The sequence below is a fragment of the Pelomonas sp. BJYL3 genome (genome assembly GCF_027257975.1).
GTDB classification, from domain to species: Bacteria; Pseudomonadota; Gammaproteobacteria; order Burkholderiales; family Burkholderiaceae_C; genus Roseateles_B; species Roseateles_B flavus.
The window spans coordinates 498,336-522,310 of the sequence record NZ_JANZKX010000003.1; the positions used below are offsets into that span (position 1 = coordinate 498,336).

The window sequence follows — 23,975 nt, forward strand, 5'->3', positions numbered from 1 at the left end:
CGCCCCCACCCTGGCCGCGGCGTGAGCGCTCCGCAAGGCATGCAGCACTACATCGGACTGATGTCCGGCACCTCGCTGGACGGCGTGGACGCGGTGCTCGCGGCCTGCGCTCCGGACGGCGCCCTCCAGGTGCTGGACCACGCCTTTGCGCCCTTCGAACCCGCCCTGCGGGCCGAATTGCTGGCGCTGAATACCCCGGGCGAGAACGAGCTGCACCGCGCGGCCCTGGCGGCCAACGGCGTGGCCCGTGCCTATGCCGAGCTCACACAAGCCCTGACCCTGCGGCACCCCACCCTCACCATCCGCGCCCTCGGCGCCCACGGCCAGACGGTGCGCCACCGTCCGGGGGAGTTCGATGGCAGCGGCTACACGACCCAGCTGCTCAATGCCTCGCTGCTGGCCGAACTCTGCGGCATCGGCGTGGTGGCCGACCTGCGCAGCCGCGACGTGGCCGCCGGCGGCCAGGGCGCTCCGCTGGTGCCCGCCTTCCACCAGGCGGTGTTTGCAGGGCGCTGCGAGGCCGTGCTGAACATCGGCGGCATCAGCAATGTCAGCCTGCTGGGCGCGGCGCCCGGCGCCGCGCCCCGTGGCTTCGACTGCGGCCCCGGCAACTGCCTGATGGATGCCTGGATCAGCCAGCACCGCGGCCTGCCCTATGACGCCGATGGCGCCTGGGCCGCGCAGGGTCAGGTCTTGCCCGGGCTGCTGACCCGCCTGCTGGACGAGCCCTTCTTCCTTCTTCCGCCGCCGCGCAGCACCGGCCGGGACCTCTTCAATCCGGACTGGCTGCAGGCGCACCTGACGGCCCTGGCCCCGCCCGCAGCGCCCGAGGACGTCCAGGCCACCTTGCTGGACTTGACTGCCCTCTCCATTGCCCAGGCCCTGCTGACGCACGGTGGGACCGGCGGCCGGCTGGTCGTGTGCGGCGGCGGCGCGCTCAATGGCCGGCTCATGCAGCGCCTGGCAGAGGCCCTGCCCGGCTGGACGCTGCAGCCCAGCGACGCCCTGGGCCTGCCCGCCATGCAGGTGGAAGCCGCCGCCTTCGCCTGGCTGGCCATGCGGCATTGCGAGGGCCTGGCGGGCAATCTGCCGGCCGTCACCGGCGCGCGCGGGCCGCGAATCCTGGGCGCCTGGCATCCCGCCTGAGCCCGCCACCATCCCACACCCCCACCTTCAGATGCGCCACGGGCCGCGTGGCAGCGCATGGCGCCATGGTCGACCCGGAAAGCAAAACGCCGCAGCGGCCAGGCCGTGCGGCGTTGTCAGCGCATCACCGGGCGCCCCTGGGCGACCCGGCCTGCGAGAAGCGTCAGACCGAGAAGCTGGAACCGCAGCCGCAGGTGGTCGAGGCGTTCGGGTTCTTGATCACGAACTGCGCGCCCTGCAGATCTTCCTTGTAGTCGATCTCGGCGCCCATGAGGTACTGCAGGCTCATGGCATCGATCAGCAGGGTGACGCCGTTCTTCATCATCTGGGTGTCATCCTCGTTGGCCACCTCGTCGAAGGTGAAGCCGTACTGGAAGCCCGAGCAGCCACCGCCCTGCACGAAGACGCGCAGCTTCAGCTCCGGATTGCCTTCCTCGGCGACCAGGTCTCGCACCTTCTCGGCGGCGCTGTCGGTGAAGATGATGGGCGCCGGGATGTCGCTGGGGCCGGCGGTGGTGGATTCGAGAACTGCGCTCATCGCTTGTGTCCTGCTTGAGAGAGGTCAGATGGCTGGATTATCCCCCAGCGTCGGACTCAGGTATTCGCCAAAGGCCTGCATGACCCGGTGCCACGAAGGGCTTTGAGGCCTTGATGACACAGCGGCGGCGGCCGGCGTGATGTCTGCACGCGGCAGCGAAAACAAAGTGGCCGCAAAGAGGCCGCAAAGAGGCCGAGAAAAGCAGCCTCTGCAATGACAAAGGCCGCATGAAGCGGCCTTTTGGAGCACTGGAAAGCTCCGCGGAGACTTTCCAGGCGGGGCTGGCACCAGGCCAGCCAGGAAGATCAGCGCTTGCTGAACTGCTTCCGACGACGAGCGCCGTGCAGACCGACCTTCTTACGCTCGACTTCACGCGCATCACGCGTGACGAAGCCGGCGCGGCTCAGTTCGGGCTTCAGGGCTGCGTCGTAGTCGATCAGCGCACGGGTGATGCCCAGACGGACAGCACCGGCTTGGCCGGACTCGCCACCACCGTGAACGTTCACCTTGATGTCGAAGGCTTCGCCATTGTTGGTCAGCACCAGGGGCTGGCGGGTGACCATGATGGACGTCTGACGGCCGAAGTACTGATCCAGCGGCTTGCCGTTGACGATGATCTGGCCCGTGCCCTTCTTGATGAAGACGCGAGCGACCGACGACTTGCGGCGGCCGGTACCGTAATTCCAGTTTCCGATCATTGCCGTTCCTTAGATTTCCAGAGCCTTGGGCTGCTGGGCGGTATGCGGGTGGGTACCACCAGCGTAAACCTTCAGCTTCTTCACCATGGCGTAGCCCAGGGGACCCTTGGGCAGCATGCCCTTGACAGCCTTCTCCAGGGCGCGGCCCGGATGCTTGGCTTGCATGTCCTTGAACTTGGTGGCGTAGATGCCGCCGGGGAAGCCGCTGTGGCGGTAGTACACCTTGTCGGTGGCCTTGTTGCCGGTCACGCGCAGCTTGTCTGCGTTGATCACGACGATGAAGTCACCGGTGTCCACGTGAGGCGTGTAAATGGCCTTGTGCTTGCCGCGCAAACGGAGTGCCACTTCGCTGGCAACACGTCCGAGCACCTTGTCGGTGGCGTCAATCACAAACCACTCGTGCGTCACCTCGGCCGGCTTGGCGCTGAAGGTCTTCATGAGTTGCTTTCGTTGGCTGCGGCCGGCATCACACCCGCTCGCAGCAGTCGCTGGCTGAAACTTCTGCACCAGGGCCACCGTTCGGTGCCGCTTCTTTGCCTGCCGACCCACTTTTCAGGGGTTCAGCCCGCTCGCGGCCTCTCACGTGCATGGCGCCAAGGCGCATCCTTCCCCGCAGCCAAATACGAGGAAAGCCCGAGAGTGTACCCAAGTACGGCCAGTCCGGCAAGTTGCGAGCAGGCGGGAATGCCGATCAGATCAAGGTCCCCGGGCGGCCGGCCCGCTAATATGCGTCCATGCCGCAGCCCTCCCGGCTGCGCTCCCGGCTGTGCTCCTGGCCGAGCGGAGGCCCACATGACTGCCCAAGAACCGTCGTCCCTGGCCGATCCCGGCCACACCGAACCCGAGCCCGAATCGAGCGCCCTGGCCTGGCTGCCTCAGAAGCTGGGCCTGCAGCGATTTGCCAGCTGGGTGCCCATACGCTCCCTGGCGCGCCGCCATCGCAAGCGCATCCTGACTCACCTGCTGAGCCTCAACGAGCGCGACCGCTACCTGCGCTTCGGCTACCCGGCCAGCGACGAGCAGATCAGCAAGTACGCGATGAGCCTGGACTTCGCCCGCGACGAGGTCCTGGGCATCTTCAACCGCCGGCTGCAGCTGGTGGCCATGGCCCACCTGGCGTACGAGCCGGCGCCGCAGCGCCAGGGCAAGCCTGCCATGGCCGAGTTCGGCGTCTCGGTGCTGGCCAGCGCCCGGGGTCGAGGCTTTGGCGCCCGGCTGTTCGAGCATGCGGCCCTGCATGCGCGCAACCGCGGCATCGAGACCCTCTTCATCCATGCGCTGAGCGAGAACGCGCCCATGCTCAAGATCGCCCGCAGCGCCGGCGCCACCGTGGAGCGCGACGGCAGCGAGTCCGAGGCCTGGCTGCGCCTGCCGCCGGATTCGGTGTCCTCCCATGTGGGCGAGGCCATCGAGCGGCACATGGCCGAACTGGACTTCCAGTTCAAGCGCCATGTGCGCGCCTTCGGTGACTTCATCGACGGCGTGGCCGAGGTCAAGTCGCAATACCGCGACGCCGGCAAGGCCGCCAAGCAATAGCGGCAAGGCTTCGGCGCGACGGCGGTTCCGCCGTGGTTACACTTTGACGGCCGCCCGGCCCGCCAGGACTCCTTCCTGACGGCCCGACACGTCCCTCAGCAGCCCCCAGCGCCCATGCCGACCCTAATCCCGTGGATCTTTGCCCTGGCCTCCTGCCTGGGGCTTGCAGCCTTGGGTGCCGTCTGGCTCTGGAAGCGCCCTCGCGGCGCCCGGCACCGCCTTCCGGATGAGTGGCCCCTGACGCCCCGCCCTGTCTTCAGCACCGACGAGCGCCGCGTCTACCGCCTGCTGCGCGAGGCCCTGCCTCACCATGTGATCCTGTGCAAGCTGCCTCTCGTGCGCTTCTGCCAGCCCAGCGAGGCCAGCGAGACGCGCTACTGGTTCGATCTCCTCGGGGCGCTGAACGTGGGCTTTGCCATCTGCAGCAGCAACGGCCGGGTGCTGGCCGCCATCGACCTGGACACCGAGCGCCAGCAACAGGGCCGCGGCCTTCAGATCAAGCAGTCGGTGCTCAACGCCTGCCGCGTGCGCTACCTGCGCTGCCCCCTGGACAAGCTGCCCACCGCAGCCGAGCTGCAGCTGCTGGTGCCCTACAACAACAGCCATGTGCGCGGCCCCCAGGCCGGCACCAAGCCCGCACGCGCGCCGGCCGCCAGCCCCGCGGGCGCTGGCGCGGGCACGCCGCTGGCACCCGCCGCCAACGGCCGCCCCATCAACACGGTGGGAGCCAGCCTGTGGCAGGACTCGTCCGTGTTCCAGGACTCCTTCTTCGCACCGGACCCGCGCTTTGACAGCGCCACCGGCGAGCGCCCCAGCCTGGCGGGGGCGGATGAGCCGGACACCGGCGGCCTGGACATCAGCCTCGACCAGACCCCGCGAGGCCCGGATGCCGCCCAGGACATCGTGGGCGTGGTGGTGGACAGCCCCCGCTTCCCCGACGGCCGCTGACCCGGCCGCGCCCTTTCCTTTCCTGATGCTGCCGGCTTGATCCGCCGGGCGCCCCGCATGAACCCCGACACCGACCGCGCCTTTGGCGAGCTGACGCCCGAATTCATGCTGGACGCCCTGGAGGCGGCCGGCCTGCGCGGCGACGGCCGCCTGCTGCAGCTCAATTCCTACGAGAACCGCGTGCTCCAGGTCCACCTGGAAGACGGGCGCGTGGCCGTGGCCAAGTTCTACCGCCCGGGTCGCTGGACCGAGGCCCAGATCCTCGAGGAGCACGCCTTCGCCGCTGAACTGGCCGATGCCGAGGTGCCCGTCGCCCACCCCTGGGCCCTGGCACGCAGCGATCACTTCGCCCATCCGCAGGGCGCGCTGGAGCTGCTGGGCGCACCGGCCACGCTGGGCCGCATCGGCTTGCAGCGCTTCGCCGTGGCCGCGCGCCAGGGCGGTCGCGCGCCGGAGCTGGAGGATGTGGAGGTGCTGCGCTGGATCGGCCGCCTGCTGGCGCGCCTGCATGAGGTCGGTGCGCGGCAGCCCTTCACGCACCGCGTGCGCTGGTGGGGCGCCGAGCCCGGCGAAACCGCGCGCGCCTGGCTGATGGACCAGGGCGTGCTGCCGCCCGAGATCGCCCCGCGCTGGGACCGCGTCGTGCAGGAGTGCCTGACGCACATCACCCGGGCCTTCGAAGCACTGGGCGATGCCCGGCAGCTGCGCCTGCACGGCGACTGCCACCCCGGCAACATCCTCTGGACGCCCGACCACGGCCCGCATTTCGTGGACCTGGATGACGCCGTCACCGGCCCCGCCGTGCAGGACCTGTGGATGCTGCTCAGCGGCGACGAGGCCACCGCACGCTGGCAGTGGGACGCGCTGATGGACGGCTATGAATCCATCCGCGAATTCGACTGGCGCGAGCGCCGCCTGATCGAGCCGCTGCGCACGCTGCGCATGATCCACCACAGCGCCTGGCTGGCCCGCCGCTGGGGCGATCCGGCCTTCCCGCTGGCCTTCCCCTGGTTCGGCACGCCCAACTACTGGAACGACCAGGTGGCCAAGCTGGCGGAGCAGCTGGAGGCCATGCAGTCCGCCGAAGAGGCCCCGGCGCCGCCCTCGTTCAAGGACGACGACGATGACTTCCATCTCGACGGCGACAGCTTCTCCTGACAAGGCAAGACCTGACCCCAGAGGGCCAGGTCTTGCCCGGGCGGCCTGATCAAGCCATCAGCAGCGCATTCACGCGCTTCACATAGGCCGCCGGATCCTCCAGATGCCCGCCCTCGGCCAGCACGGCCTGGTCGAAGAGGATCTGGGCGAGGTCATCGAAACGGTCGCTGCCGTCGAGCTTCTTCACCAGGGCGTGCTCGGCGTTGATCTCCAGCGTGGGCAGCGAGGCGGGCGCGGCCTGCCCGGCCTGCTTGAGCAGGCGGGCCAGGTGGCCGGACATGTCGCCCTCCTCGACCACGATGCAGGCGGGTGAATCGACCAGGCGGGTGCTCACGCGCACGTCCTTGGCACGGCCCTGCAGAGCGGTCTTGAGCTTCTCCAGCAGAGGCTTGAAGGTCTCGGCGGCCTCCTCGGCCTTCTTCTTCTCCTCTTCGTCCTGCAGCTTGCCCAGGTCGATGGCGCCCTTGGCCACGGACTGCAGGGACTTGCCCTCGAACTCGTACAGGTGGGAGAGCATCCACTCGTCGACGCGATCGACCAGCAGCAGCACCTCGATTCCCTTCTTGCGGAAGACCTCCAGCTGCGGGCTGTTCTTGGCGGCGGCCAGACTGTCTGCGGTGATGTAGTAGATCTCCTCCTGGCCATCCTTCATGCGGGCGACGTAGTCCGCCAGGCTCACCCCCTCGTCGGCATGGGTGGAGGCGAAGCGCAGCAGCTTGGCCAGGCGCTCCTGGTTCTGGTGGTCCTCACCCAGGCCTTCCTTGAGCACCTGACCGAAGTCCTTCCAGAAGGCGGCGTACTTCTCGCGCTCGGCGGCGTCCTCGCTGTTCGCCAGGGACTCGAGCATGGACAGCACGCGCTTGGTCGAGCCCTCGCGGATGGCCTTCACGTCGCGGCTTTCCTGCAGCAGCTCGCGGCTGACGTTGAGCGGCAGGTCGGCGGAGTCGATCACGCCCTTCACGAAGCGCAGGTAGACGGGCATCAGCGCCTCGGCGTCGTCCATGATGAAGACGCGCTTGACGTAGAGCTTCACGCCGCCGCGCTTGTCGCGGTTCCAGAGGTCGAAGGGGGCCTTCTTGGGGATGTAGAGCAGCTGGGTGTACTCGCTGCGGCCTTCGACCCGGTTGTGCGTGTAGGCCAGCGGGGCCTCGCTGTCGTAGGAGATCTGCTTGTAGAAGTCCTCGTACTGCTCCTGGGTGACCTCGCTCTTGCTGCGGGTCCACAGGGCCGAGGCCTTGTTGACGCTCTCCCACTGGTCGGTGAGCTGCTGCTCGCCCTTCTCGGCATTCCACTCTTCCTTGCGCATGAGGATGGGCAGGGAGATGTGGTCGGAGTACTTGCCGATGATGGACTTCAGGCGCCAGGTCTTGAGGAACTCCTCCTCGCCCTCGCGCAGGTGCAGGATCACGTCCGTGCCGCGGCCGGCCTTGGTGATGGCCTCGACCTCGAACTCGCCCGTGCCTTCCGAGCTCCAGCGCACGCCGTCCTCGGCCTTCAGCCCGGCGCGGCGGCTTTCCACGGTGATGCGGTCGGCCACGATGAAGCCGGAGTAGAAGCCCACGCCGAACTGGCCGATCAGGTTGGCGTCCTTCTTCTGGTCGCCCTCCAGGCGGGACATGAATTCGCGCGTGCCGCTCTTGGCGATGGTGCCCAGGTGGGCCACGGCCTCTTCGGCGCTCATGCCGATGCCGTTGTCGCTGATGGTGATGGTGCGGGCTTCAGCGTCGAAGCTGACGCGCACTTCCAGGTTCGGCGCGTCCTCGTAGAGCGCGGCATTGTCCAGGGCTTCGAAGCGCAGCTTGTCGCAGGCATCCGAGGCATTGGAGACCAGCTCGCGCAGGAAGATCTCCTTGTTCGAATACAGGGAGTGCGTCACCAGGTGCAGGATCTGCTTGACTTCGGCCTGGAAGGAATGAGTGTGCTTGTCCATGGCGTGGCAATGTGTGGTCAGTGGAAAAGGCGGCTTCCTCACCTGGAGCCGCCGTGCGCTAGGCCATCTGGGGGCGGCGCAGGCAAGTTCAAGAGCCCCCTCCTTGAAAATCGCGAACGCTCAGTACACTGCCGCGATGCTCTACTGGTTCGACCTGGCCGGCGTGGCCGTCTTCGCCATCTCGGGTGCCCTGGCCGCCATGCGCGCGGGACTGGACCTCTTCGGCCTGCTGGTGCTGGCCTCCATCACCGCGGTGGGCGGTGGCACGCTGCGCGACCTGCTGCTGAACCGCCACCCGGTCTTCTGGATGAAGGACAGCCGCTACCTCACGGTCATCGTGGTAGCCGCCCTGGCCACCCTCTTCACCGGCCCGCTGCCGCCCAGCGCGCTGCAGGCCCTGAAGATCGCCGATGCCCTGGGCCTGGCCGTCTTCGCACTGTGCGGTGCCGAAATCGCCGAGGACTGCCACCTCCCGCCCGTGCCCGTGCTGCTGATGGGCGTGCTGACGGCCACCGGCGGCGGCGTGGTGCGGGACCTGCTCAGCGGCCAGGTGCCCCTGCTGCTGCGCCAGGACATCTACGCCACCGCGGCGCTGGCCGGCATTGCGCTGTACCAGCTGCTGCATCGCGTCGGCCTGAAGCGTGACCTGGCCTTCATGCTGGGCATGGTCAGCGTGGCCGGCCTTCGACTGGCCTCCCTGCATTACGGCTGGCAGCTGCCGGTGCCGCAGCTCGGGGGCTGAGCCCGGCCGCAGGCCATGCGGGCCGGCAGGCAGGCCGCTGCGGGGTCAGGTCTTGAGGGCCGGCGCCCGACCGGCAGCGCCGTTCAGAACGAGACCGCCAGCTTCGCCACATCCACCTTGACCAGGGCCTTGCTGAGGGCACCGGAGGCCGCGCGGGCGAAGTCCAGCCCGAAGGCCGGATCGCGCAGCGCGGCCGCACCGACGGCCGCCGCCACGCCCAGGATCTTGTCGGCGATCAGCACCTTGCCCGAACCCCGCATGGGCTCGCAGCCGTGCTTGACGAACTGCTCGTCCAGCCACTGGCGCGCAGCGTCAAAGCTGAGAACCTCGGCCGCATCGACCGTGAGATGGACTTCCTCGCCGGGGCCGTACACGACCTGGACTTCACTGCGCATGGCTTGAGCCTCCTGTGGCAAGCATCCTAGCCGAGGGACCTCAGCCGCGGGACGCCTTGACGGCTTCGGACAACACCTCCAGCACGGCCAGCGAATCGTCCCAGCCCAGGCAGGCATCGGTGATGCTCTTGCCGTACTCCAGCTTGGCGGGGTCGTCCTTGCCCGGCGTGAACTTCTGGGCGCCGTCGTGCAGATGGCTCTCCACCATCACGCCGAAGATCTGGTTGCTGCCGCCCGCCACCTGGGCGCCGATGTCACGGGCCACCTCCAGCTGACGCAGGTGCTGCTTGGAGCTGTTGGCATGCGAGCAGTCCACCATCAGCGTGGTGTCCAGCTTGGACGCGGCCAGGTCCTTGCAGGCGGCGGCCACGCTCTCGGCGTCGTAGTTGGGCGCCTTGCCGCCACGCAGGATCACGTGGCAGTCCTTGTTGCCCTTGGTCTCGACGATGGCCACCTGGCCGTTCTTGTGGACCGACAGGAAATGGTGCGGGCGCGCCGCGGCCTGGATGGCGTCGGTGGCGATCTTGATGTTGCCGTCCGTGCCGTTCTTGAAGCCGATCGGCGCCGACAGGCCGGAGGCCAGCTCGCGGTGCACCTGGCTCTCCGTCGTGCGGGCGCCGATCGCGCCCCAGGAGATCAGATCGCCGATGTACTGCGGCGAGATCACGTCCAGGAACTCCGAGGCCGCCGGCATGCCCAGGCGGTTGATCTCCAGCAGCAGCTGGCGGGCGATGCGCAGGCCCTCGTCGATGCGGTAGCTCTCGTCGAGGTAGGGGTCGTTGATCAGGCCCTTCCAGCCCACCGTGGTGCGCGGCTTCTCGAAGTAGACGCGCATCACGATCTCCAGCGTGTCGGCGTACTTCTGGCGCTCCACCATCAGGCGGCGGGCGTACTCCAGCGCGGCGGCCGGGTCATGGATGGAGCAGGGGCCGATGATGACCAGCAGGCGGTCGTCCTTGCGCTGCATGATGCGCCGGATGGCCTGGCGCGTGCCCACGACCAGCTTCTCCATGGGCGTGCCGCTGATGGGGAAGAAGCGGATCAGGTGCTCGGGCGGCGGCAGCGGGGTGATGTCGCGGATGCGTTCGTCGTCGGTCTGGCTGGTCTTGTCCTGCGGCGAGTACCAGCGCTCCGCCTGGTGCGCGGCAGACGAGGGCGAGCTGGGGGTCTTGGCATTCATGGTCAGGCTTTCTGCTTGTTCTGCTGTGGGGACCGACGACGCAAGGCAAAAAAAAACCGCCGGGGGAGGCCCGGCGGTCTTTAGAGATTCGTTGCGTGTCTGGTGGGTTACGCGTTCGCCTCTCCTCCGCCGGTGCGGTGCGAGAACCAAAAGAAGGCAAAGTAAAACTTCGGCGAGTGCATGGTGGCGAATACTGCCTGCTGCGGCGCGAGGGCGTCAAGCCCGCGCTTGTTGTCCTTGCGCTGCATCTTGCGTCGAATCAAGCCCGGACCGGCGTCCCGGTCAGGCCGTGCCGCCCACGGTCAGGCCGTCGATGCGCAGCGTCGGCTGGCCCACGCCCACGGGCACGCTCTGGCCTTCCTTGCCGCAGACGCCCACGCCAGTATCGAGGGCCATGTCATTGCCGATCATGCTGACGCGGGTCAGCGCGTCCGGGCCGTTGCCGATGATGGTCGCGCCCTTGACCGGGTACTGGATCTGGCCCTTCTCGACCCAGAAAGCCTCGCTTGCCGAGAAAACGAACTTGCCGCTGGTGATGTCGACCTGACCGCCGCCGAAGTTGGTGGCGTACAGGCCCTTGTCGATGCTGGCGATGATCTCGGCCGGGTCCTTGTCCCCGCCCAGCATGTAGGTGTTGGTCATGCGGGGCATGGGCAGGTGGGCGTAGCTCTCGCGGCGGCCGTTGCCGGTCGGGGCCACCTTCATCAGGCGGGCGTTCATGGCGTCCTGGATGTAGCCCTTGAGGATGCCGTCCTCGATCAGCACATTGGCCTGCGAAGGATGACCCTCGTCGTCCACGTTGAGCGAACCGCGGCGGTCCGCCAGCGTGCCGTCGTCCAGCACCGTCACGCCCTTGGCGGCCACCCGCTGGCCGATGCGGCCGGCGAAGGCGCTGGAGCCCTTGCGGTTGAAGTCGCCCTCCAGGCCATGGCCCACGGCCTCGTGCAGCAGCACGCCGGGCCAGCCCGGGCCGAGGACCACAGTCATCTCGCCGGCCGGGGCCGGGCGGGACTCGAGGTTGGTCAGCGCGGCATTGACGGCGTCCTCGGCGTAGGAGGCGATCATCTCGTCGGTGAAATAGGCCAGGCCGAAGCGGCCGCCGCCGCCGCCCGTGCCCACCTCCCGGCGATCCCCCTGCTCGGCGATCACGGTGATGGACAGGCGCACCAGCGGGCGCACATCGGCGGCCAGGGTGCCGTCGGCGCGGGCGATCAGCACCACGTCGTGCTCGGCGGCCAGACCGGCCATCACCTGCACGATGCGCGGGTCGCGGGCGCGGGCCATGCGCTCAGCGCGCTCCAGCAGGGCCACCTTCTCGGTGCTGTCCAGGCTGGCGATGGGGTCGGCGTCACCATAGAGCGAACGGCTGGCGGCGATCACCGGCTCGCCCGGCACCCTGACGCGGCGGCTCTGGCCGGCCGCGGCGATGGTGCGCACAGTGCGGGCGGCGTCCAGGAGGGCGTTCTCGGAGATGTCGTCCGAGTAGGCGAAGGCGGTCTTCTCACCGGCCACGGCGCGCACACCCACGCCCTGGTCGATGGAGAAGCTGCCGCTCTTCACGATGCCCTCCTCCAGGCTCCAGCCCTCGGCGCGGGTGGTCTGGAAGTACAGGTCCGCGTCATCGACACGATGCTCGGTGATCAGCCGCAAGGCTTTGGCGAGCGTCGCCTCGGTGAGGCCGAAGGGTTCCAGCAGCTGGCTGCGGGCGGTCGCCAGACGGGCGATGGTGGGTTCGCGCGAAATCATGCGGGCCATTGTAGGAGCGCATCCCCTCGCCGCCCCCATGCGGGCTTTCACCCCTTCTGCCGATGCACTTATGCCTTCGTACCGGCAAGCTGCGCTTTCACCGTTCTTTACACGAGCGCTGTCACCGCCGGCGCAAGGGCCGGCGTTGTCACCTCACAGCCGGCGCGGTGCCGGTGACACCCCAGAAACCCAACCCCTCCAAGGAGTGACACGATGAGCTTCTCGACCTCGATGACCCGCCTGATCACCGTTCTCGCCCTCGGCAGCGCCGCAGCCCTCAGCGTGCAGGCCCAGGAACCCACGACGCCGTCCACCCCGCGCGCCGACCAGCGCGAAGCCCGGCAGCAGGCCCGCATCGCCCAGGGCGCCGCCTCCGGCACGCTGACCGCCCGCGAGACCCAGCGCCTGGAGCGCGAGCAGGGCCGCATCAACCAGGCCGAAGCCAATGCCAAGTCCGACGGCACCGTCACCAAGCACGAGCGCCGCCGCCTGCACCGCATGCAGGATGCCGCCAACAAGGACATCCACCACGCCAAGCACAACGCCAAGACCGCCAGCGCTCCCGGCAACTGAGCAGCTCTCGACATGAGCCACGGGGCGCGCCCCTGGATGCAACGCGGCGCGGGCCGCCGCACGGCCGCTTGAGCAGATCCACGAGCAGATCCACGAGCAGATCCCTCAGCGGACCGTTGAGCGGATCGCTGAGCGGACCATTGAGTGGATCGCTGAGTGGATCGCTGAGTGGATGGCTAAGTGGCTCGCTGACCAGCCCGTTGACCGGCCCACCCAGCGCCCCTTCGCACGCCCCTCCGCGCCGGACACCGTGGCCGCCATGCGGCCGGCGGCCCGGCTGGCGGATGCTCGAGACCTCTGGCTGGCTGACGGGCTCACGCGCTGAGCGACCGAGCGCCACCCTTGCCAGCACAGGCCGCCCGGGCCCTGCGTCGTCAGGCCTCGGCGGCCTTCTTCATCTGCAGGCCGGCTTCATAAAGGCTGTTGCGCGGCAGGCCGCTGAGATCGGTCGCGATCTGCACGGCCTGCTTCAGCGGCAGCTCCTGCATCAGGCGCTCCAGCATGCGCGCCACCTCCGGCGGCAACGCCTCGGCGGCGGCCTGCGGCGGCTCTGCATGCAGCACCAGCACGAATTCGCCGCGCTCGCGCTGGGCATCGGCAGCCAGCCAGGCCGGCATGTCGGCTGCGGGGCCGGTGTGCACGGTCTCGAACTGCTTGGTGAGCTCCCGGCAGACGCTGAGCGTCTGTGCCGGTGCCAACTCCGCCAGCAGGTCCAGCAGGTTGGCAATGCGATGCGGCGCCTCGAACAGCACCTGGCTCTGTGCCGATCCCAGCAGGGCTTGCAGGCGCGTGCGCCGCTCCTGACCCTTGGGTGGCAGAAAGCCCGCAAAGGCAAAGCCCTGGGCGCGCGCATCACCCGCGGCGCTCAGGGCCGTCACCACGGCCGAAGGCCCGGGCAGGGGCATCACGCGCAGGCCGGCCCTGGCCACGGCGGCCACCAGCACCGCGCCGGGATCAGACACCGCCGGCGTGCCTGCATCCGACACATAGGCGATGCGCTCCCCCACCTGCAGCCGCGCCACCAGTGCGGCCGAGGCCGACTGCTCGTTGTGCTGATGCAGGCTGAGCAGCGGCTTGTGCAGGCCCAGGTGGTGCAGGAGCTGGCCGCTGACGCGGGTGTCCTCGCAGGCCACGGCATCCACCAGGGCCAGCACGTGCAGGCAGCGCAGGCTGACATCCGCCAGATTGCCGATGGGCGTGGGCACCAGGTAGAGGGTGCCGGCCGGATACTGCTGGCCACCAGCCGCCGCGCGGGCGGCCTGCATCAGCAAAGAGGCATCAATGTTCAAGTGGAGCGCCTTCAAGTCGGGGCCGCCCCAGGGTGGGGGCAGCGAAAGCCGCCAGGCACGCGGTGCAGAGGCCGAGCAGCGGGCGCTGCGGCATCTGCAGGCGCAGGGCATGCGGCTGCTGGAGCGCAATTATCGGGTGGCGCGCGGCCCTCACGCCCCGGGCGGCGAGATCGACCTCATCCTGCAGGACCCCGCCGGCAGCCTGGTCTTCGTCGAGGTGCGTGCGCGCCGCTCGGCCTCGCATGGCGGTGCAGCCGCCTCCATCGGCGCCAGCAAGCGCCGTCGCATCCTGCTGGCTGCCCAGCACTATCTGCAGCGCTATCGCCAGCCGCCGCCCTGCCGCTTCGACGTCGTCGCCATCGACGGCGCCCAGCTGCTCTGGCTGCAGGCCGCTTTCGATGCGGGGTAGACCCGGGCGGGGCCAGACGCTGGCTTATCATTCGCGCCAATGCTTGAACAACGCATCCAACAACAGTTCTTCGAGAGTGCCGACCTGCTCTACCAGGTTGCCGAGCCGCTCTCGCGCCCCATGGCCCTCGCGTCCCAGATGCTGGTCGACGGCATCACCGGTGGCGGCCGCCTGCTGTGCGCCGGCGCCGGCCTGGCTGCGCAGGATGCCGCCTATCTGGCCGCGCTCCTGACCGGCCGCTTCGAACAGGATCGCCCCGGCCTGGCGGCCCTCGCCATCAACGCGCTGCTGCACCAGGGTCCGGGCCCGCTGGATGAGGCCGCCGCCCTCGCGCGCCAGATCCAGACCCTCGGCCACCCCGGCGACCTGCTGCTGCTGATCGACAACCCCAGCGGGAGCGGCCAGAGCCTGGTGCCCCTCTTGGATGCGGCCCATGCCCAGGACATGAGCGTGGTGCTGCTCAGCGGCAGCCAGGACGAAGGGCTGCGCGCCGCCCTGCTGGACACCGACGTCCAGCTGCGCCTGCCCCACAGCCGCTTCGCCCGCGTCGCCGAGGGCTACCGGCTGCTGTGCCACTGCCTTTGCGATGCCATCGACGCCCAGCTGCTGGGCATCGAGGAATGACTTTTTGCTGATCCGGTCGCGGCTGATCGAATCAAGACCTGACCCCGAGGCTGAACCATGCAAGCAAACCCTTCGCGCCCACTGTGCGTCCGTCGCGCCCTTCGTGCGCTTCCCCTCGTCGCCGCGCTGGGCTGCGGCCTGCTGACGGCCTGCGCGCCCCTGATGGTGGGCGGCATGGTCGGCACGGCCCTGATGGCCACCGACCGCCGCACCTCGGGCACCCAGCTGGAGGACCAGGGCATCGAGCTCAAGGCCAGCAAGCGCCTGGCGGACAAGCTCGGCGACCGCGTCCACATCAACGTCAACAGCTACAACCGCGTGGTGCTGCTGACCGGCGAGACCCGCAACGAGGAAGACAAGGCCGAGGCCGAACGCATCGTTGCCGAAGTGGAGAATGTCGGGCGCGTGGCGAATGAGCTGCAGGTGGGCTTCATCAGCTCGCTGAGCGCGCGCTCCAACGACGTGCTCATCGCTGGCAAGATCAAGGCCAGCCTGGTCGACGCCCGCGACCTGATTTCCAACGCGTTCTACGTGGTCGTGGAGCGCGGCGAAGTCTTCATGCTGGGCCGCGTGACCGAACGCGAGGCCCACCGCGCGACCGAGATCGCCCGGGGCGTTGCCGGCGTGAAGAAGGTGGTGCGCATGTACGAGATCATTTCCGAAGAGGAACTGGCCCGCACGGCACCCAAGCCGCCCAAGCCCAACGAATCGAGGTAACGCCCCTACGCGCCTCGCGCGCCCACAAGTGGGCAACACCGACTGCCCGGCAAAGCCGGATCAGCGGTGAGGGACAGACCTCCCCCTACGCGCTGCGCGCGCCCCCCAAGGGGGCAACACCGACTGCCCGGCAAAGCCGGATCAGCGGTGAGGGATAGACCTCCCCCTACGCGCTGCGCGCGCCCCCCCAAGGGGGCAACACCGACTGCCCGGCAAAGCCGGATCAGCGGTGAGGGACAGACCTCCCCCTACGCGCTGCGCGCGCCCCCCAAGGGGGCAACACCGACTGCCCGGCAAAGCCGGATCAGCGGTGAGGGACAGACCTCCCCCTACGCGCTGCGCGCGCCCCCCCAAGGGGGCAACACCGACTGCCCGGCAAAGCCGGATCAGCGGTGTTCGCGCGGGGACGAGCGCCGACTGCTCGCCGGGTCGCTCAGCGCAGGCGCTTGATCAGGCTGGAGGTGTCCCAGCGGCCGCCGCCCAGGCCCTGCACGTCGGCGTAGAACTGGTCCACGAGGGCGGTCACGGGCAGCTTGGCGCCGTTGCGGCGGGCTTCGTCCAGGACCAGGCCGAGGTCCTTGCGCATCCAGTCCACGGCGAAGCCGAAGTTGAACTGGTCGTCGACCATGGTCTTGCCGCGGTTGTCCATCTGCCAGCTCTGGGCCGCGCCCTTGCCGATCACCTCGAGCACCTGCTTCATGTCCAGGCCCGCGCGGCCGCCAAAGGCGATGGCCTCGGCCAGGCCCTGGACCAGGCCGGCGATGCAGATCTGGTTGACCATCTTGGCGAGCTGGCCGGCGCCCGGCTCGCCCACGCGGGTCACGGCACGCGAGAAAGCCAGGGCGACGGGCTTCATGGCCTCGAAGGGCTCGGCATCTCCCCCGCACATGACCGTCAGCTGGCCGTTGACGGCACCGGCCTGACCGCCGGACACGGGCGCATCGACAAAGTGAAGGCCGCGCGAGCGCGCCACCGCGTGCATCTCCCGCGCCACCTCGGCAGAGGCCGTGGTGTGGTCCACGAGGATGGCGCCCGGCTTCATGCCGGCGAAGGCGCCGGTCTCGCCCAGCAGCACGGAGCGCAGGTCGTCGTCGTTGCCCACGCAGACGAAGACCACGTCGGCCTCGCGCGCGGCCTGCGCCGGCGTGTCGGCCGACGCCCCTCCGAACTCGGCCACCCAGGCCTGCGCCTTGGCCGCGCTGCGGTTGTAGACGGTCACGGCATGGCCGGCTCGGGCCAGGTGGCCCGCCATGGGCAGGCCCATCACCCCCAGGCCGATGAAGGCGGCGCGGCGAGGCGCCGCCGGTTCGTAGCTGCGCGTGGTGTTGATGCTGTCGGCCATGGCTGCTGTGCTCAGAGGATGGTGAGGTGTTCGGTGCCCTGGCTGAGCTCGCCGCTGCGGGCGCGCTCGCTGTTGAGCTTGATCTGCAGGCGCAGGTCGTTGACGGAATCGGCGTTGCGCAGGGCGTCTTCGTAGTTGATGCGGCCGAATTCGTAGAGGTCGAACAGGGCCTGGTCGAAGGTCTGCATGCCCTGCTCGCGCGAGCGCTTCATGATTTCCTTGATCTCGCCCACCTCGCCCTTGAAGATCATGTCCGAGATCAGCGGGGTGTTGAGCAGGATCTCCACGGCGGCGATGCGCCCCTTGCCCTCGCGGCGCGGCAGCAGGCGCTGCGAGACGATGGATCGCAGGTTCAGCGAGAGGTCCATCAGCAGCTGGGCGCGCCGCTCCTCGGGGAAGAAGTTGATGATGCGGTCCAGCGCCTGGTTGGCGCTGTTGGCGTGCAGGGTGGCCATGCACAGGTGGCCCGTCTCGGCGAAGGCCACGGCATGCTCCATGGTCTCGCGGTCGCGGATTTCGCCCATGAGGATGACGTCCGGCGCCTGGCGCAGCGTGTTCTTCAGCGCGATGTCCCAGTTGTCGGTGTCCAGGCCCAGCTCGCGCTGGCTGACGATGCAGTTCTTGTGCGGATGCACGAACTCCACCGGGTCCTCGATGGTGATGATGTGGCCGTAGGTCGTCTCGTTGCGATGGTCGATCATCGCGGCGAGCGTCGTGCTCTTGCCCGAGCCGGTGGCTCCCACCACGATCACCAGCCCGCGCTTGGTGAGCACCACGTCCTTGAGGATGGGCGGCAGGTCCAGGGACTCGATGCTGGGCAGGTTCTGGGGAATCGTCCGCAGCACCAGGGCCACATGCCCTTGCTGCAGGTAGGCGTTGACCCGGAAGCGGCCGATGCCCTGCGGCGAGATCGCGAAGTTGCACTCCTTGTGCTTCTCGAAGTCGGCCGCCTGCTTGTCGTTCATGATCGAGCGCGCCAGCTGCAGGGTGTGCTGGCCGCTGAGCGGCTGAGGAGAGACCTTGGTCACCTTGCCGTCCACCTTGATGGCCGGCGGGAAATCCGCCGTCAGGAACAGGTCGGAGCCCTTGCGGGAGACCATCAACCGCAGCAGGTCATTGATGAATTTCGAGGCCTGATCGCGTTCCATGCTGGGGTGTCCTTCCATGCCCTCCGGGGGCCAAAGCGGCGCGCATCTTGCAACAGGACGCGCGGTTCAGGGGTGACGGAATGTCTCGCCGCGCGGCCTCCGGCCCCTGGGCCAGGGCCGCATCGGCAGGACGCCGCTCGCGGTTCGTCGAGGGCAGCCCGGCCGGGGCCGCCCCCGGATGCTCATCCGGGGAAGTTCTCGGGGAACTTGGCCTTGGCGCGGGCCTCGGCCGGCGAGATCACGTTGCGGCGCACCAGGTCGGCGAGGTTCTGGTCCAGAGTCTGCATGCCCTGCGAGTTGCCGGTCTGGATGGCCGAGTACATCTGGGCCACCTTGTTCTCGCGGATCAGATTGCGCACGGCGGAGGTGCCCAGCATGATCTCGTGCGCCGCCACGCGGCCGCTGCCGTCCTTGAGCTTGCACAGGGTCTGGGAGATCACGGCCACCAGGGACTCCGAGACCATGGCCCGGACCATCTCCTTCTCGGCCGCAGGGAAGACGTCGACGATACGGTCGATGGTCTTGGCGGCGGAGCTGGTGTGCAGGGTGCCGAAGACCAGGTGGCCCGTCTCGGCCGCGGTCAGGGCCAGGCGGATGGTTTCGAGGTCGCGCAACTCGCCCACCAGCACGGCGTCAGGATCCTCGCGCAGGGCGGAGCGCAGGGCGTTGGCGAAGCTGAGGGTGTGCGGGCCGACCTCGCGCTGGTTGATCAGGCACTTCTTGGACTCGTGCACGAATTCGATCGGGTCCTCAATGGTCAGGATGTGCCCGTACTCGTTCTCGTTGAGGTGGTTGACCATGCCGGCCAGGGTGGTCGACTTGCCCGAGCCCGTGGGGCCGGTCACCAGCACCAGGCCGCGCGGCTTCAGGGCCAGGTCGGCAAAGACCTTGGGCGCGTTGAGCTGCTCCAGCGTCAGGATCTTGGAGGGAATCGTCCGGAACACGGCGCCGGCGCCGCGGTTCTGGTTGAAGGCATTGACCCGGAAGCGGGCCAGGCCCTGGATCTCGAAGGAGAAGTCGCACTCCAGCGTCTCTTCGTAGTTCTTGCGCTGGGCGTCGTTCATGATGTCGTACACCATGTCGTGCACCTGGCGGTGCTCCAGCGCCTCGACGTTGATGCGTCGCACGTCTCCGTGCACCCGGATCATGGGCGGCAGCCCGGCAGAGAGGTGAAGATCGGAGGCCTTGTTCTTGACCGAGAATGCCAGCAGTTGTGTGATGTCCATGGTGTGGGCGATAAGCGTAGGCCATTATGGCGACGATCAAAGAGAACATTCAAGAAGTGCACCGCCGGCTTGCCAAAGCCTGCACGGATGGGGCAAGGCCCCCGTCGGCCGTCCGCCTGCTGGTGGTCAGCAAGACCTTTGATGCGGCCGCCGTGCGCGAGGCCCATGCGGCCGGCGAGCGGGCCTTCGGCGAGAACTACGTGCAGGAGGCGCTGGACAAGATCGCCGCGCTGGCGGACCTGCGTGCGGGCATCGAGTGGCACCTGATCGGCCCCCTGCAGAGCAACAAGACCCGCGTGGTGGCCGAGTCCTTCGACTGGGTGCACACGGTGGACCGGCTCAAGATCGCCCAGCGCCTCTCGGAGCAGCGCCCCGAGGGCCTGGCGCCGCTGCAGGTCTGCCTGCAGGTCAACATCAGCGGCGAGGCCAGCAAGAGCGGTCTGAGGCCCGAGGAGGTGCCCGCCCTGGCCGCGCAGATCGCCCAGCTGCCGCGCCTGCGGCTGCGTGGCCTGATGGCCATCCCGGAGCCCGCCGGCGACCTCGAGGCCCAGCGCCGGCCCCATCGCCAGCTGGCCGAGTTGCTGCGCCAGCTGCAGGGCCAGGGCCTGGACCTGGACACCCTCAGCATGGGCATGAGCGCCGACCTGGAAGCCGCCGTGCTGGAGGGCGCAACCCTGGTGCGCGTGGGATCGGCCATCTTCGGCTCGCGGCCGGCACCGATCTGATGCGGACCACGGCACGCCCCTGGACGGCGCGATGGCGCCCGGCGCTGGCGGCGCTGGCCCTGCTGGCCTCCACCGCCCACGCACAGACACCGCCTCCGTTCGAGGACAGCATGGCCCAGCGCCTGCTGGCCTGCACCGGCTGCCACGGTCCCCAGGGTCGTGCGGGACGTGACGGCTACTACCCACGGCTGGCGGGCAAGCCGGCCGGCTACCTCTACCAGCAGCTGCTGAGCTTTCGCGAAGGCCGGCGGCAGTACGGCCCCATGAACACCCTGCTGGCGCCGCTCAGCGACGACTACCTGCAGGCCATCGCCACCCATTTCGCCAGCCTGGACCTGCCCTACCCGCCGCCCCAGTCGCCAGCCATGGCCCCGGCGGACCAGCTGCGGGCCCAGACGCTCGTCCGCCAAGGCCATGCGCAGCGCAAGCTGCCGGCCTGCCAGCAATGCCACGGCGAGGCCCTGCTGGGCCGCCAGCCCGGCGTGCCCGGCCTGCTGGGCCTTCCGCGGGACTACCTCCTGGCCCAGCTCGCCGCCTGGCGCCAAGGCGAGCGCCGCTCACGAGCGCCCGACTGCATGGCGGACATCGCCCGCCGGCTCGATCCGGAAGACATCCGCGCCGTGGCCGACTGGCTGTCCGCGCAGGCCGTGCCCACCGGCGCCAAGCCCGCCCCCGCCTCGGACGGGAAGCTGCCCCTGCGGTGCGGAGGCCTGCCTTGACGCGCCGCCTGCCCCTGGTCCTGCGGCTGCTGGGGGGGCTGGCACTGCTGGGGTCAGGTCTTGCCTTCTGGGTATGGCAGGCCAACCGGCCAGCGCCCCTGCCCGCGCCGACTGAGTCCCTGCAGGCCTTGCCCCTCGCCGAACAGCAGGCCCGCGGCGCCTATCTCGCCCGCGTGGGCAACTGCGCCGCTTGCCATACCGCCCCGGGCGGCGCGCCGCTGGCCGGCGGGCGCGCCATCCCTACGCCCTTCGGCACGGTCTACAGCAGCAACCTCACGCCCGACGCCGAGACGGGCCTGGGCCGCTGGTCGCCGGATGACTTCTGGCGCGCCCTGCACGAAGGCCGCGGCCGCGACGGTCGCCTGCTGAGCCCGGCCTTCCCCTACACCAGCTACACCCTCCTCACGCGCGCCGACAGCGATGCCCTGCTGAGCCATTTCCAGGCACAGGCCCCGGTGACGGCGCCGTCCCGCCCGTCGGCCCTTCGATGGCCCTATGGCACGCAGCCGGCACTGGCCGTATGGCGGGCCCTCTTCTTCCGCCCGGCCACCTTCACCCCCGACACCAGCCAGGACGCGGCCTGGAACCGCGGGGCCTACCTCAGCCAGGGCCTGGCCCACTGCAACGCCTGCCACGGCAGCCGCAATGCACTGGGCGCGCCTCAGTCCCTGGACCGCTTCGACGGCGGCCTGCTGCGCGGCCTGGGCTGGTATGCGCCGTCCCTGCACCGCGCGGATGAGGCCGGCGTGCAGGCCTGGTCCCCGGGCGAGATCGAGGCCTGGCTGCGCAGCGGTGTCACGGCGCAGGGCATCGCGCAGGGGCCCATGGCCGAGGTGGTCATGGGCAGCACCCGTCACCTGAGCGCGGACGACCTCGCCGCCATGGCCCGCTACCTGAAGGCCCTGCCTGCCGCGCCGGTGGCCCGGCGCATGCCGGAGCCCTCCCCCGCGCCCGCGGCGCAAGGTCTGCTGGGGGCCGAGCTGTACAAGGCCCACTGCCAGTCCTGCCATGGCGAGCAGGGCCAGGGGCGGCCGGGCGTCTATCCGCCGCTGAAGGGCAGCCGCCTCGTGATGCAGGACTCGCCCGTCAACCTGCTGCGCCTGGTGCAGCAGGGCGGATTCGCTCCGGCAACGCCCGAGCACCCGCGCCCCTTCGGCATGCCGCCCTTTGCCGGCAGCTTCAATGCCGAGCAGCTCGCCGCGCTGCTGAGCCATGTGCGCAACAGCTGGGGCCAGCAGGCGGGCGCCCTCAGTGCCCAGCAGGTCCAGGCCCTGACCAACGACATGGGCACAAACCCCTAGGCATCGGCCCGGTCGGCCGAAAGCGCCGATGGGCGAAGTGGTATTGCATCGGTTTGGCGCGGATTCGTTCACGTCCGCGCCCGCTTGCGATGATCCAAGAACTGACCCAGCGCTGACACTTCGCGCTGCCGTTTTTCCGACCCCTCCGTCGAGCAGGGGCCCGGAAGCGGCGACCGGGTTCGCTGCCATGCCAGGCGGCTTCCCAGGCCGGGCGACTGCCCGCGCCGGGACCGCTGCTGGCGCCGAGATGTCTGGCGCCTTGCATGCGCAGCCCGGTCCGAATCGACGTTTCTGAGGTCACCTGATGCAATTCCTGTCCCATCTGCGCATCGGCCAGCGTCTGGCCGTGAGCTACGCGCTGCTGATCCTGCTGCTCATGGCCATTGGCGCCTACGGTGCGGCCAATGCCAACCACCTCGCCAAGGACCTGGACCGCACGGCCAACTCCAGCCTGGTCAAGATCGCCGCCGCCAATGCGCTGGAGAGTGACGTCAACATCATCGCCCGCGCCTCGCGCGACCTGCTGCTGCTGGACGAGGCCCGCCAGATCAAGAAGCAGAAGGCGGCCATCGACGGCGCCATGCAGAACCTGGAGACGCACCTCGGCGAGCTGCAGGCCCAGGTCGACGACGACAAGGAACGCGACATCGTCGCCCAGGTGAAGGAACGCCAGGCGCGCTTCCTGGCCTCCGTGAGCAAGTTCCTCAAAGTGCAGGCCGACGGCAGCCCCGACGAGGCCCGCGAAAGCCTGATCACCGACGTGCGCCCGGCCCAGCAGGCCTACCAGGAAGGCCTGAAGAGCCTGGTCGAGGCCAAGTTCGAGAGCGCCCGCTCGCTGGCGGAGTCCGGCTCCGCGCTGGCCAGCCGCTCGGTGGCCATCACCCTGGGCCTGGTCGTGGTGGCGGTGCTGGTGGGCGGCGGCGGTGGCGTGGCCATCTCGCGCTCCATCATCGTGCCGGCGCGCCAGGCCAAGGACGCCGCGCAGGCCATCAGCTCGGGCGACCTGTCCTACCGCATCCAGGCCAGCGGCCGTGATGAGCTGGGCCAGATGCTGCAGGCCATGCAGGACATGCAGGAAGCGCTGTCCGGCGTGGTGAGCAGCGTGTCCGATGCCGCCGGCGAGGTGGCGCAGAACTCCAGCGCCATCGCCAACAGCAATGGCAACCTCTCGGACCGCACCGCGCGTTCGGCGGCCAGCCTGCAGAACACGGCGGCCTCGGTCGAGCAGATCGCCGCCAACCTCACCGGCGCCAGCGAGCTGACGCGCAAGGCCGCCGGCATCGCCGGCAAGGCTCGCCAGTCGGCCTCGGCCGGTGGCCAGGTGGTGGCCCAGGTGGTGTCCACCATGGAAGAGATCAGCACCAGCTCGCGCAAGATCGGCGACATCATCGGCGTGATCGACGGCATCGCCTTCCAGACCAACATCCTCGCCCTGAACGCGGCGGTGGAGGCCGCGCGTGCGGGCGACCACGGCAAGGGCTTTGCCGTCGTGGCTTCGGAGGTCCGCGCCCTGGCCTCGCGCAGCGCGCAGGCCGCGAAGGAGATCAAGGTGCTGATCCAGGAATCCTCCGTCAAGGTGGAGAACGGCACGGCCCTGGTCAACAACGCCGGCGCGACCATCCGCAGCGTGGTCGACGAGGTCAACAACATGGGCCAGCTGATCGAGGAGATCTCGCATTCGGCCCAGGAGCAGGCCAGCGGCGTGGGCGTGGTGAACGGCGCCATGAACGAGCTGGACCGCGCCACGCAGCAGAACTCCACCCTGGTCGAGGAACTCAGCCGCTCCACCGAAGCCCTGCGCGACAGCTCCAGCCGCCTGCTCAGCGCGGTCGGATTCTTCCGCGCCTGAACCCGCCTGTTCCCTTTTCCCGTAGTAGCACTCCAG

The 23,975-nt window shown here is 69.2% G+C and carries 26 protein-coding genes; 14 read left to right on the top strand and 12 right to left on the bottom strand.

Going from position 1 to position 23,975, the window contains the following annotated elements; genetic code table 11:
- Positions 1-39: 39 nt before the first annotated feature.
- Complete coding sequence (locus tag O9Y01_RS11940) at positions 40-1,146, top strand: anhydro-N-acetylmuramic acid kinase (protein WP_269632132.1); 1,107 nt, start codon at positions 40-42, stop codon at positions 1,144-1,146.
- 163 nt (positions 1,147-1,309) lie between these two features.
- Here the strand turns inward: O9Y01_RS11940 and erpA are convergent, their stop codons facing one another.
- The 3 genes from erpA to rplM all read right to left on the bottom strand — a co-directional run bounded on the left by erpA (position 1,310) and on the right by rplM (position 2,820).
- Entirely contained in the window at positions 1,310-1,684 is a 375-nt protein-coding gene (erpA, locus tag O9Y01_RS11945) for an iron-sulfur cluster insertion protein ErpA (RefSeq protein ID WP_269631805.1), read from the bottom strand.
- Between the two features lie 305 nt (positions 1,685-1,989).
- Positions 1,990-2,382 carry a 30S ribosomal protein S9 gene (gene rpsI / locus O9Y01_RS11950; RefSeq protein WP_269631806.1) on the bottom strand — a complete coding sequence of 131 codons (393 nt, stop codon included), beginning with the start codon at positions 2,380-2,382 and terminating at the stop codon, positions 1,990-1,992.
- A 9-nt stretch (positions 2,383-2,391) separates the two neighbouring features.
- Entirely contained in the window at positions 2,392-2,820 is a 429-nt protein-coding gene (gene rplM, locus O9Y01_RS11955) for a 50S ribosomal protein L13 (RefSeq protein ID WP_183103683.1), read from the bottom strand.
- A gap of 354 nt (positions 2,821-3,174) precedes the next feature.
- Here rplM and O9Y01_RS11960 point away from each other — a divergent pair, with 354 nt between their 5' ends.
- The 3 genes from O9Y01_RS11960 to O9Y01_RS11970 all read left to right on the top strand — a co-directional run bounded on the left by O9Y01_RS11960 (position 3,175) and on the right by O9Y01_RS11970 (position 6,024).
- Positions 3,175-3,918, top strand: a complete 744-nt coding sequence (locus O9Y01_RS11960; protein WP_269631808.1) for a GNAT family N-acetyltransferase — start codon at positions 3,175-3,177, stop codon at positions 3,916-3,918.
- Between the two features lie 114 nt (positions 3,919-4,032).
- Positions 4,033-4,866: a DUF2726 domain-containing protein gene (locus O9Y01_RS11965; protein WP_269631809.1), complete on the top strand. Its 834-nt coding sequence runs from the start codon at positions 4,033-4,035 to the stop codon at positions 4,864-4,866.
- Between the two features lie 57 nt (positions 4,867-4,923).
- Positions 4,924-6,024 carry a serine/threonine protein kinase gene (locus O9Y01_RS11970; RefSeq protein ID WP_269631810.1) on the top strand — a complete coding sequence of 367 codons (1,101 nt, stop codon included), beginning with the start codon at positions 4,924-4,926 and terminating at the stop codon, positions 6,022-6,024.
- Between the two features lie 49 nt (positions 6,025-6,073).
- Here the strand turns inward: O9Y01_RS11970 and htpG are convergent, their stop codons facing one another.
- Entirely contained in the window at positions 6,074-7,954 is a 1,881-nt protein-coding gene (gene htpG, locus O9Y01_RS11975; RefSeq protein ID WP_269631811.1) for a molecular chaperone HtpG, read from the bottom strand.
- A gap of 103 nt (positions 7,955-8,057) precedes the next feature.
- Here htpG and O9Y01_RS11980 point away from each other — a divergent pair, with 103 nt between their 5' ends.
- Complete coding sequence (locus tag O9Y01_RS11980) at positions 8,058-8,696, top strand: trimeric intracellular cation channel family protein (RefSeq protein ID WP_269631812.1); 639 nt, start codon at positions 8,058-8,060, stop codon at positions 8,694-8,696.
- 83 nt (positions 8,697-8,779) lie between these two features.
- Here the strand turns inward: O9Y01_RS11980 and O9Y01_RS11985 are convergent, their stop codons facing one another.
- The 4 genes from O9Y01_RS11985 to tldD form a co-directional block, all read right to left on the bottom strand.
- Positions 8,780-9,091 carry a hypothetical protein gene (locus O9Y01_RS11985; RefSeq protein ID WP_269631813.1) on the bottom strand — a complete coding sequence of 104 codons (312 nt, stop codon included), beginning with the start codon at positions 9,089-9,091 and terminating at the stop codon, positions 8,780-8,782.
- 40 nt (positions 9,092-9,131) lie between these two features.
- A complete protein-coding gene (locus O9Y01_RS11990; protein ID WP_269631814.1) occupies positions 9,132-10,271 on the bottom strand; it encodes a 3-deoxy-7-phosphoheptulonate synthase in 1,140 nt (379 codons plus the stop codon).
- Positions 10,272-10,378: 107 nt separating this feature from the next.
- The gene (locus tag O9Y01_RS11995; protein WP_269631815.1) at positions 10,379-10,519 is read right to left on the bottom strand and encodes a hypothetical protein; all 141 of its coding nucleotides are present in this window, start codon (positions 10,517-10,519) and stop codon (positions 10,379-10,381) included.
- A gap of 34 nt (positions 10,520-10,553) precedes the next feature.
- Positions 10,554-12,017, bottom strand: a complete 1,464-nt coding sequence (gene tldD / locus O9Y01_RS12000) for a metalloprotease TldD (RefSeq protein ID WP_269631816.1) — start codon at positions 12,015-12,017, stop codon at positions 10,554-10,556.
- Between the two features lie 213 nt (positions 12,018-12,230).
- Between tldD and O9Y01_RS12005 the strand changes: the two genes are divergently transcribed.
- Together O9Y01_RS12005 and O9Y01_RS12010 are read left to right on the top strand one after the other, a co-directional pair.
- Entirely contained in the window at positions 12,231-12,590 is a 360-nt protein-coding gene (locus O9Y01_RS12005) for a hypothetical protein (protein WP_269631817.1), read from the top strand.
- Positions 12,591-12,762: 172 nt separating this feature from the next.
- Positions 12,763-12,915: a hypothetical protein gene (locus tag O9Y01_RS12010; RefSeq protein WP_269631818.1), complete on the top strand. Its 153-nt coding sequence runs from the start codon at positions 12,763-12,765 to the stop codon at positions 12,913-12,915.
- Between the two features lie 49 nt (positions 12,916-12,964).
- Here the strand turns inward: O9Y01_RS12010 and rsmI are convergent, their stop codons facing one another.
- A complete protein-coding gene (gene rsmI / locus O9Y01_RS12015) occupies positions 12,965-13,879 on the bottom strand; it encodes a 16S rRNA (cytidine(1402)-2'-O)-methyltransferase (protein ID WP_269631819.1) in 915 nt (304 codons plus the stop codon).
- Between rsmI and O9Y01_RS12020 the strand changes: the two genes are divergently transcribed.
- From O9Y01_RS12020 to O9Y01_RS12030, 3 genes are read left to right on the top strand one after another with little or no spacing between them, the layout of a single operon-like run.
- The gene (locus O9Y01_RS12020; RefSeq protein WP_269631820.1) at positions 13,872-14,288 is read left to right on the top strand and encodes a YraN family protein; all 417 of its coding nucleotides are present in this window, start codon (positions 13,872-13,874) and stop codon (positions 14,286-14,288) included. The genes rsmI and O9Y01_RS12020 overlap by 8 nt on opposite strands.
- Positions 14,289-14,327: 39 nt before the next feature.
- The gene (locus O9Y01_RS12025) at positions 14,328-14,912 is read left to right on the top strand and encodes an SIS domain-containing protein (protein ID WP_269631821.1); all 585 of its coding nucleotides are present in this window, start codon (positions 14,328-14,330) and stop codon (positions 14,910-14,912) included.
- A gap of 57 nt (positions 14,913-14,969) precedes the next feature.
- Positions 14,970-15,629, top strand: a complete 660-nt coding sequence (locus tag O9Y01_RS12030; protein WP_269631822.1) for a BON domain-containing protein — start codon at positions 14,970-14,972, stop codon at positions 15,627-15,629.
- Positions 15,630-16,062: 433 nt separating this feature from the next.
- Here O9Y01_RS12030 and O9Y01_RS12035 read toward each other — a convergent pair whose 3' ends face one another.
- From O9Y01_RS12035 to O9Y01_RS12045, 3 genes are all read right to left on the bottom strand, one after another.
- Positions 16,063-16,971 carry an NAD(P)-dependent oxidoreductase gene (locus O9Y01_RS12035; RefSeq protein WP_269631823.1) on the bottom strand — a complete coding sequence of 303 codons (909 nt, stop codon included), beginning with the start codon at positions 16,969-16,971 and terminating at the stop codon, positions 16,063-16,065.
- Positions 16,972-16,982: 11 nt separating this feature from the next.
- Positions 16,983-18,119: a PilT/PilU family type 4a pilus ATPase gene (locus O9Y01_RS12040; RefSeq protein ID WP_269631824.1), complete on the bottom strand. Its 1,137-nt coding sequence runs from the start codon at positions 18,117-18,119 to the stop codon at positions 16,983-16,985.
- 182 nt (positions 18,120-18,301) lie between these two features.
- Positions 18,302-19,345 (bottom strand): type IV pilus twitching motility protein PilT, encoded by a 1,044-nt coding sequence (locus O9Y01_RS12045; RefSeq protein WP_183103698.1) that lies wholly within the window; start codon positions 19,343-19,345, stop codon positions 18,302-18,304.
- Between the two features lie 26 nt (positions 19,346-19,371).
- Between O9Y01_RS12045 and O9Y01_RS12050 the strand changes: the two genes are divergently transcribed.
- The 4 genes from O9Y01_RS12050 (at position 19,372) to O9Y01_RS12065 (ending at position 23,939) form a co-directional block, all read left to right on the top strand.
- A complete protein-coding gene (locus O9Y01_RS12050) occupies positions 19,372-20,070 on the top strand; it encodes a YggS family pyridoxal phosphate-dependent enzyme (protein WP_269631825.1) in 699 nt (232 codons plus the stop codon).
- Positions 20,070-20,789, top strand: a complete 720-nt coding sequence (locus O9Y01_RS12055; RefSeq protein ID WP_269631826.1) for a c-type cytochrome — start codon at positions 20,070-20,072, stop codon at positions 20,787-20,789. Before O9Y01_RS12050 ends, O9Y01_RS12055 begins: the two co-directional genes overlap by 1 nt.
- Complete coding sequence (locus O9Y01_RS12060; RefSeq protein WP_269631827.1) at positions 20,786-22,090, top strand: c-type cytochrome; 1,305 nt, start codon at positions 20,786-20,788, stop codon at positions 22,088-22,090. The genes O9Y01_RS12055 and O9Y01_RS12060 overlap by 4 nt, the downstream gene beginning before the upstream one ends.
- 304 nt (positions 22,091-22,394) lie before the next feature.
- The gene (locus O9Y01_RS12065; RefSeq protein ID WP_269631828.1) at positions 22,395-23,939 is read left to right on the top strand and encodes a methyl-accepting chemotaxis protein; all 1,545 of its coding nucleotides are present in this window, start codon (positions 22,395-22,397) and stop codon (positions 23,937-23,939) included.
- The last annotated feature ends 36 nt before the right edge of the window (positions 23,940-23,975 follow it).

What these genes read in the sequence shown, in the direction of transcription:
- O9Y01_RS12035 (WP_269631823.1), bottom strand. Translation starts at nt 16,971, where the DNA reads ATGGCCGACAGCATCAACACCACGCGCAGCTACGAACCGGCGGCGCCT.
- O9Y01_RS11970 (WP_269631810.1), top strand. Translation starts at nt 4,924, where the DNA reads ATGAACCCCGACACCGACCGCGCCTTTGGCGAGCTGACGCCCGAATTC.
- O9Y01_RS12055 (WP_269631826.1), top strand. Translation starts at nt 20,070, where the DNA reads ATGCGGACCACGGCACGCCCCTGGACGGCGCGATGGCGCCCGGCGCTG.
- rplM (WP_183103683.1), bottom strand. Translation starts at nt 2,820, where the DNA reads ATGAAGACCTTCAGCGCCAAGCCGGCCGAGGTGACGCACGAGTGGTTT.
- O9Y01_RS11995 (WP_269631815.1), bottom strand. Translation starts at nt 10,519, where the DNA reads ATGCAGCGCAAGGACAACAAGCGCGGGCTTGACGCCCTCGCGCCGCAG.
- O9Y01_RS12050 (WP_269631825.1), top strand. Translation starts at nt 19,372, where the DNA reads ATGGCGACGATCAAAGAGAACATTCAAGAAGTGCACCGCCGGCTTGCC.
- tldD (WP_269631816.1), bottom strand. Translation starts at nt 12,017, where the DNA reads ATGATTTCGCGCGAACCCACCATCGCCCGTCTGGCGACCGCCCGCAGC.
- O9Y01_RS11985 (WP_269631813.1), bottom strand. Translation starts at nt 9,091, where the DNA reads ATGCGCAGTGAAGTCCAGGTCGTGTACGGCCCCGGCGAGGAAGTCCAT.
- O9Y01_RS12020 (WP_269631820.1), top strand. Translation starts at nt 13,872, where the DNA reads ATGTTCAAGTGGAGCGCCTTCAAGTCGGGGCCGCCCCAGGGTGGGGGC.
- O9Y01_RS12045 (WP_183103698.1), bottom strand. Translation starts at nt 19,345, where the DNA reads ATGGACATCACACAACTGCTGGCATTCTCGGTCAAGAACAAGGCCTCC.
- O9Y01_RS11965 (WP_269631809.1), top strand. Translation starts at nt 4,033, where the DNA reads ATGCCGACCCTAATCCCGTGGATCTTTGCCCTGGCCTCCTGCCTGGGG.
- O9Y01_RS12040 (WP_269631824.1), bottom strand. Translation starts at nt 18,119, where the DNA reads ATGGAACGCGATCAGGCCTCGAAATTCATCAATGACCTGCTGCGGTTG.
- O9Y01_RS11960 (WP_269631808.1), top strand. Translation starts at nt 3,175, where the DNA reads ATGACTGCCCAAGAACCGTCGTCCCTGGCCGATCCCGGCCACACCGAA.
- O9Y01_RS11990 (WP_269631814.1), bottom strand. Translation starts at nt 10,271, where the DNA reads ATGAATGCCAAGACCCCCAGCTCGCCCTCGTCTGCCGCGCACCAGGCG.
- O9Y01_RS12025 (WP_269631821.1), top strand. Translation starts at nt 14,328, where the DNA reads ATGCTTGAACAACGCATCCAACAACAGTTCTTCGAGAGTGCCGACCTG.
- O9Y01_RS12030 (WP_269631822.1), top strand. Translation starts at nt 14,970, where the DNA reads ATGCAAGCAAACCCTTCGCGCCCACTGTGCGTCCGTCGCGCCCTTCGT.
- O9Y01_RS12005 (WP_269631817.1), top strand. Translation starts at nt 12,231, where the DNA reads ATGAGCTTCTCGACCTCGATGACCCGCCTGATCACCGTTCTCGCCCTC.
- O9Y01_RS11940 (WP_269632132.1), top strand. Translation starts at nt 40, where the DNA reads ATGCAGCACTACATCGGACTGATGTCCGGCACCTCGCTGGACGGCGTG.
- O9Y01_RS12010 (WP_269631818.1), top strand. Translation starts at nt 12,763, where the DNA reads ATGGCTAAGTGGCTCGCTGACCAGCCCGTTGACCGGCCCACCCAGCGC.
- O9Y01_RS12065 (WP_269631828.1), top strand. Translation starts at nt 22,395, where the DNA reads ATGCAATTCCTGTCCCATCTGCGCATCGGCCAGCGTCTGGCCGTGAGC.
- rpsI (WP_269631806.1), bottom strand. Translation starts at nt 2,382, where the DNA reads ATGATCGGAAACTGGAATTACGGTACCGGCCGCCGCAAGTCGTCGGTC.
- erpA (WP_269631805.1), bottom strand. Translation starts at nt 1,684, where the DNA reads ATGAGCGCAGTTCTCGAATCCACCACCGCCGGCCCCAGCGACATCCCG.
- htpG (WP_269631811.1), bottom strand. Translation starts at nt 7,954, where the DNA reads ATGGACAAGCACACTCATTCCTTCCAGGCCGAAGTCAAGCAGATCCTG.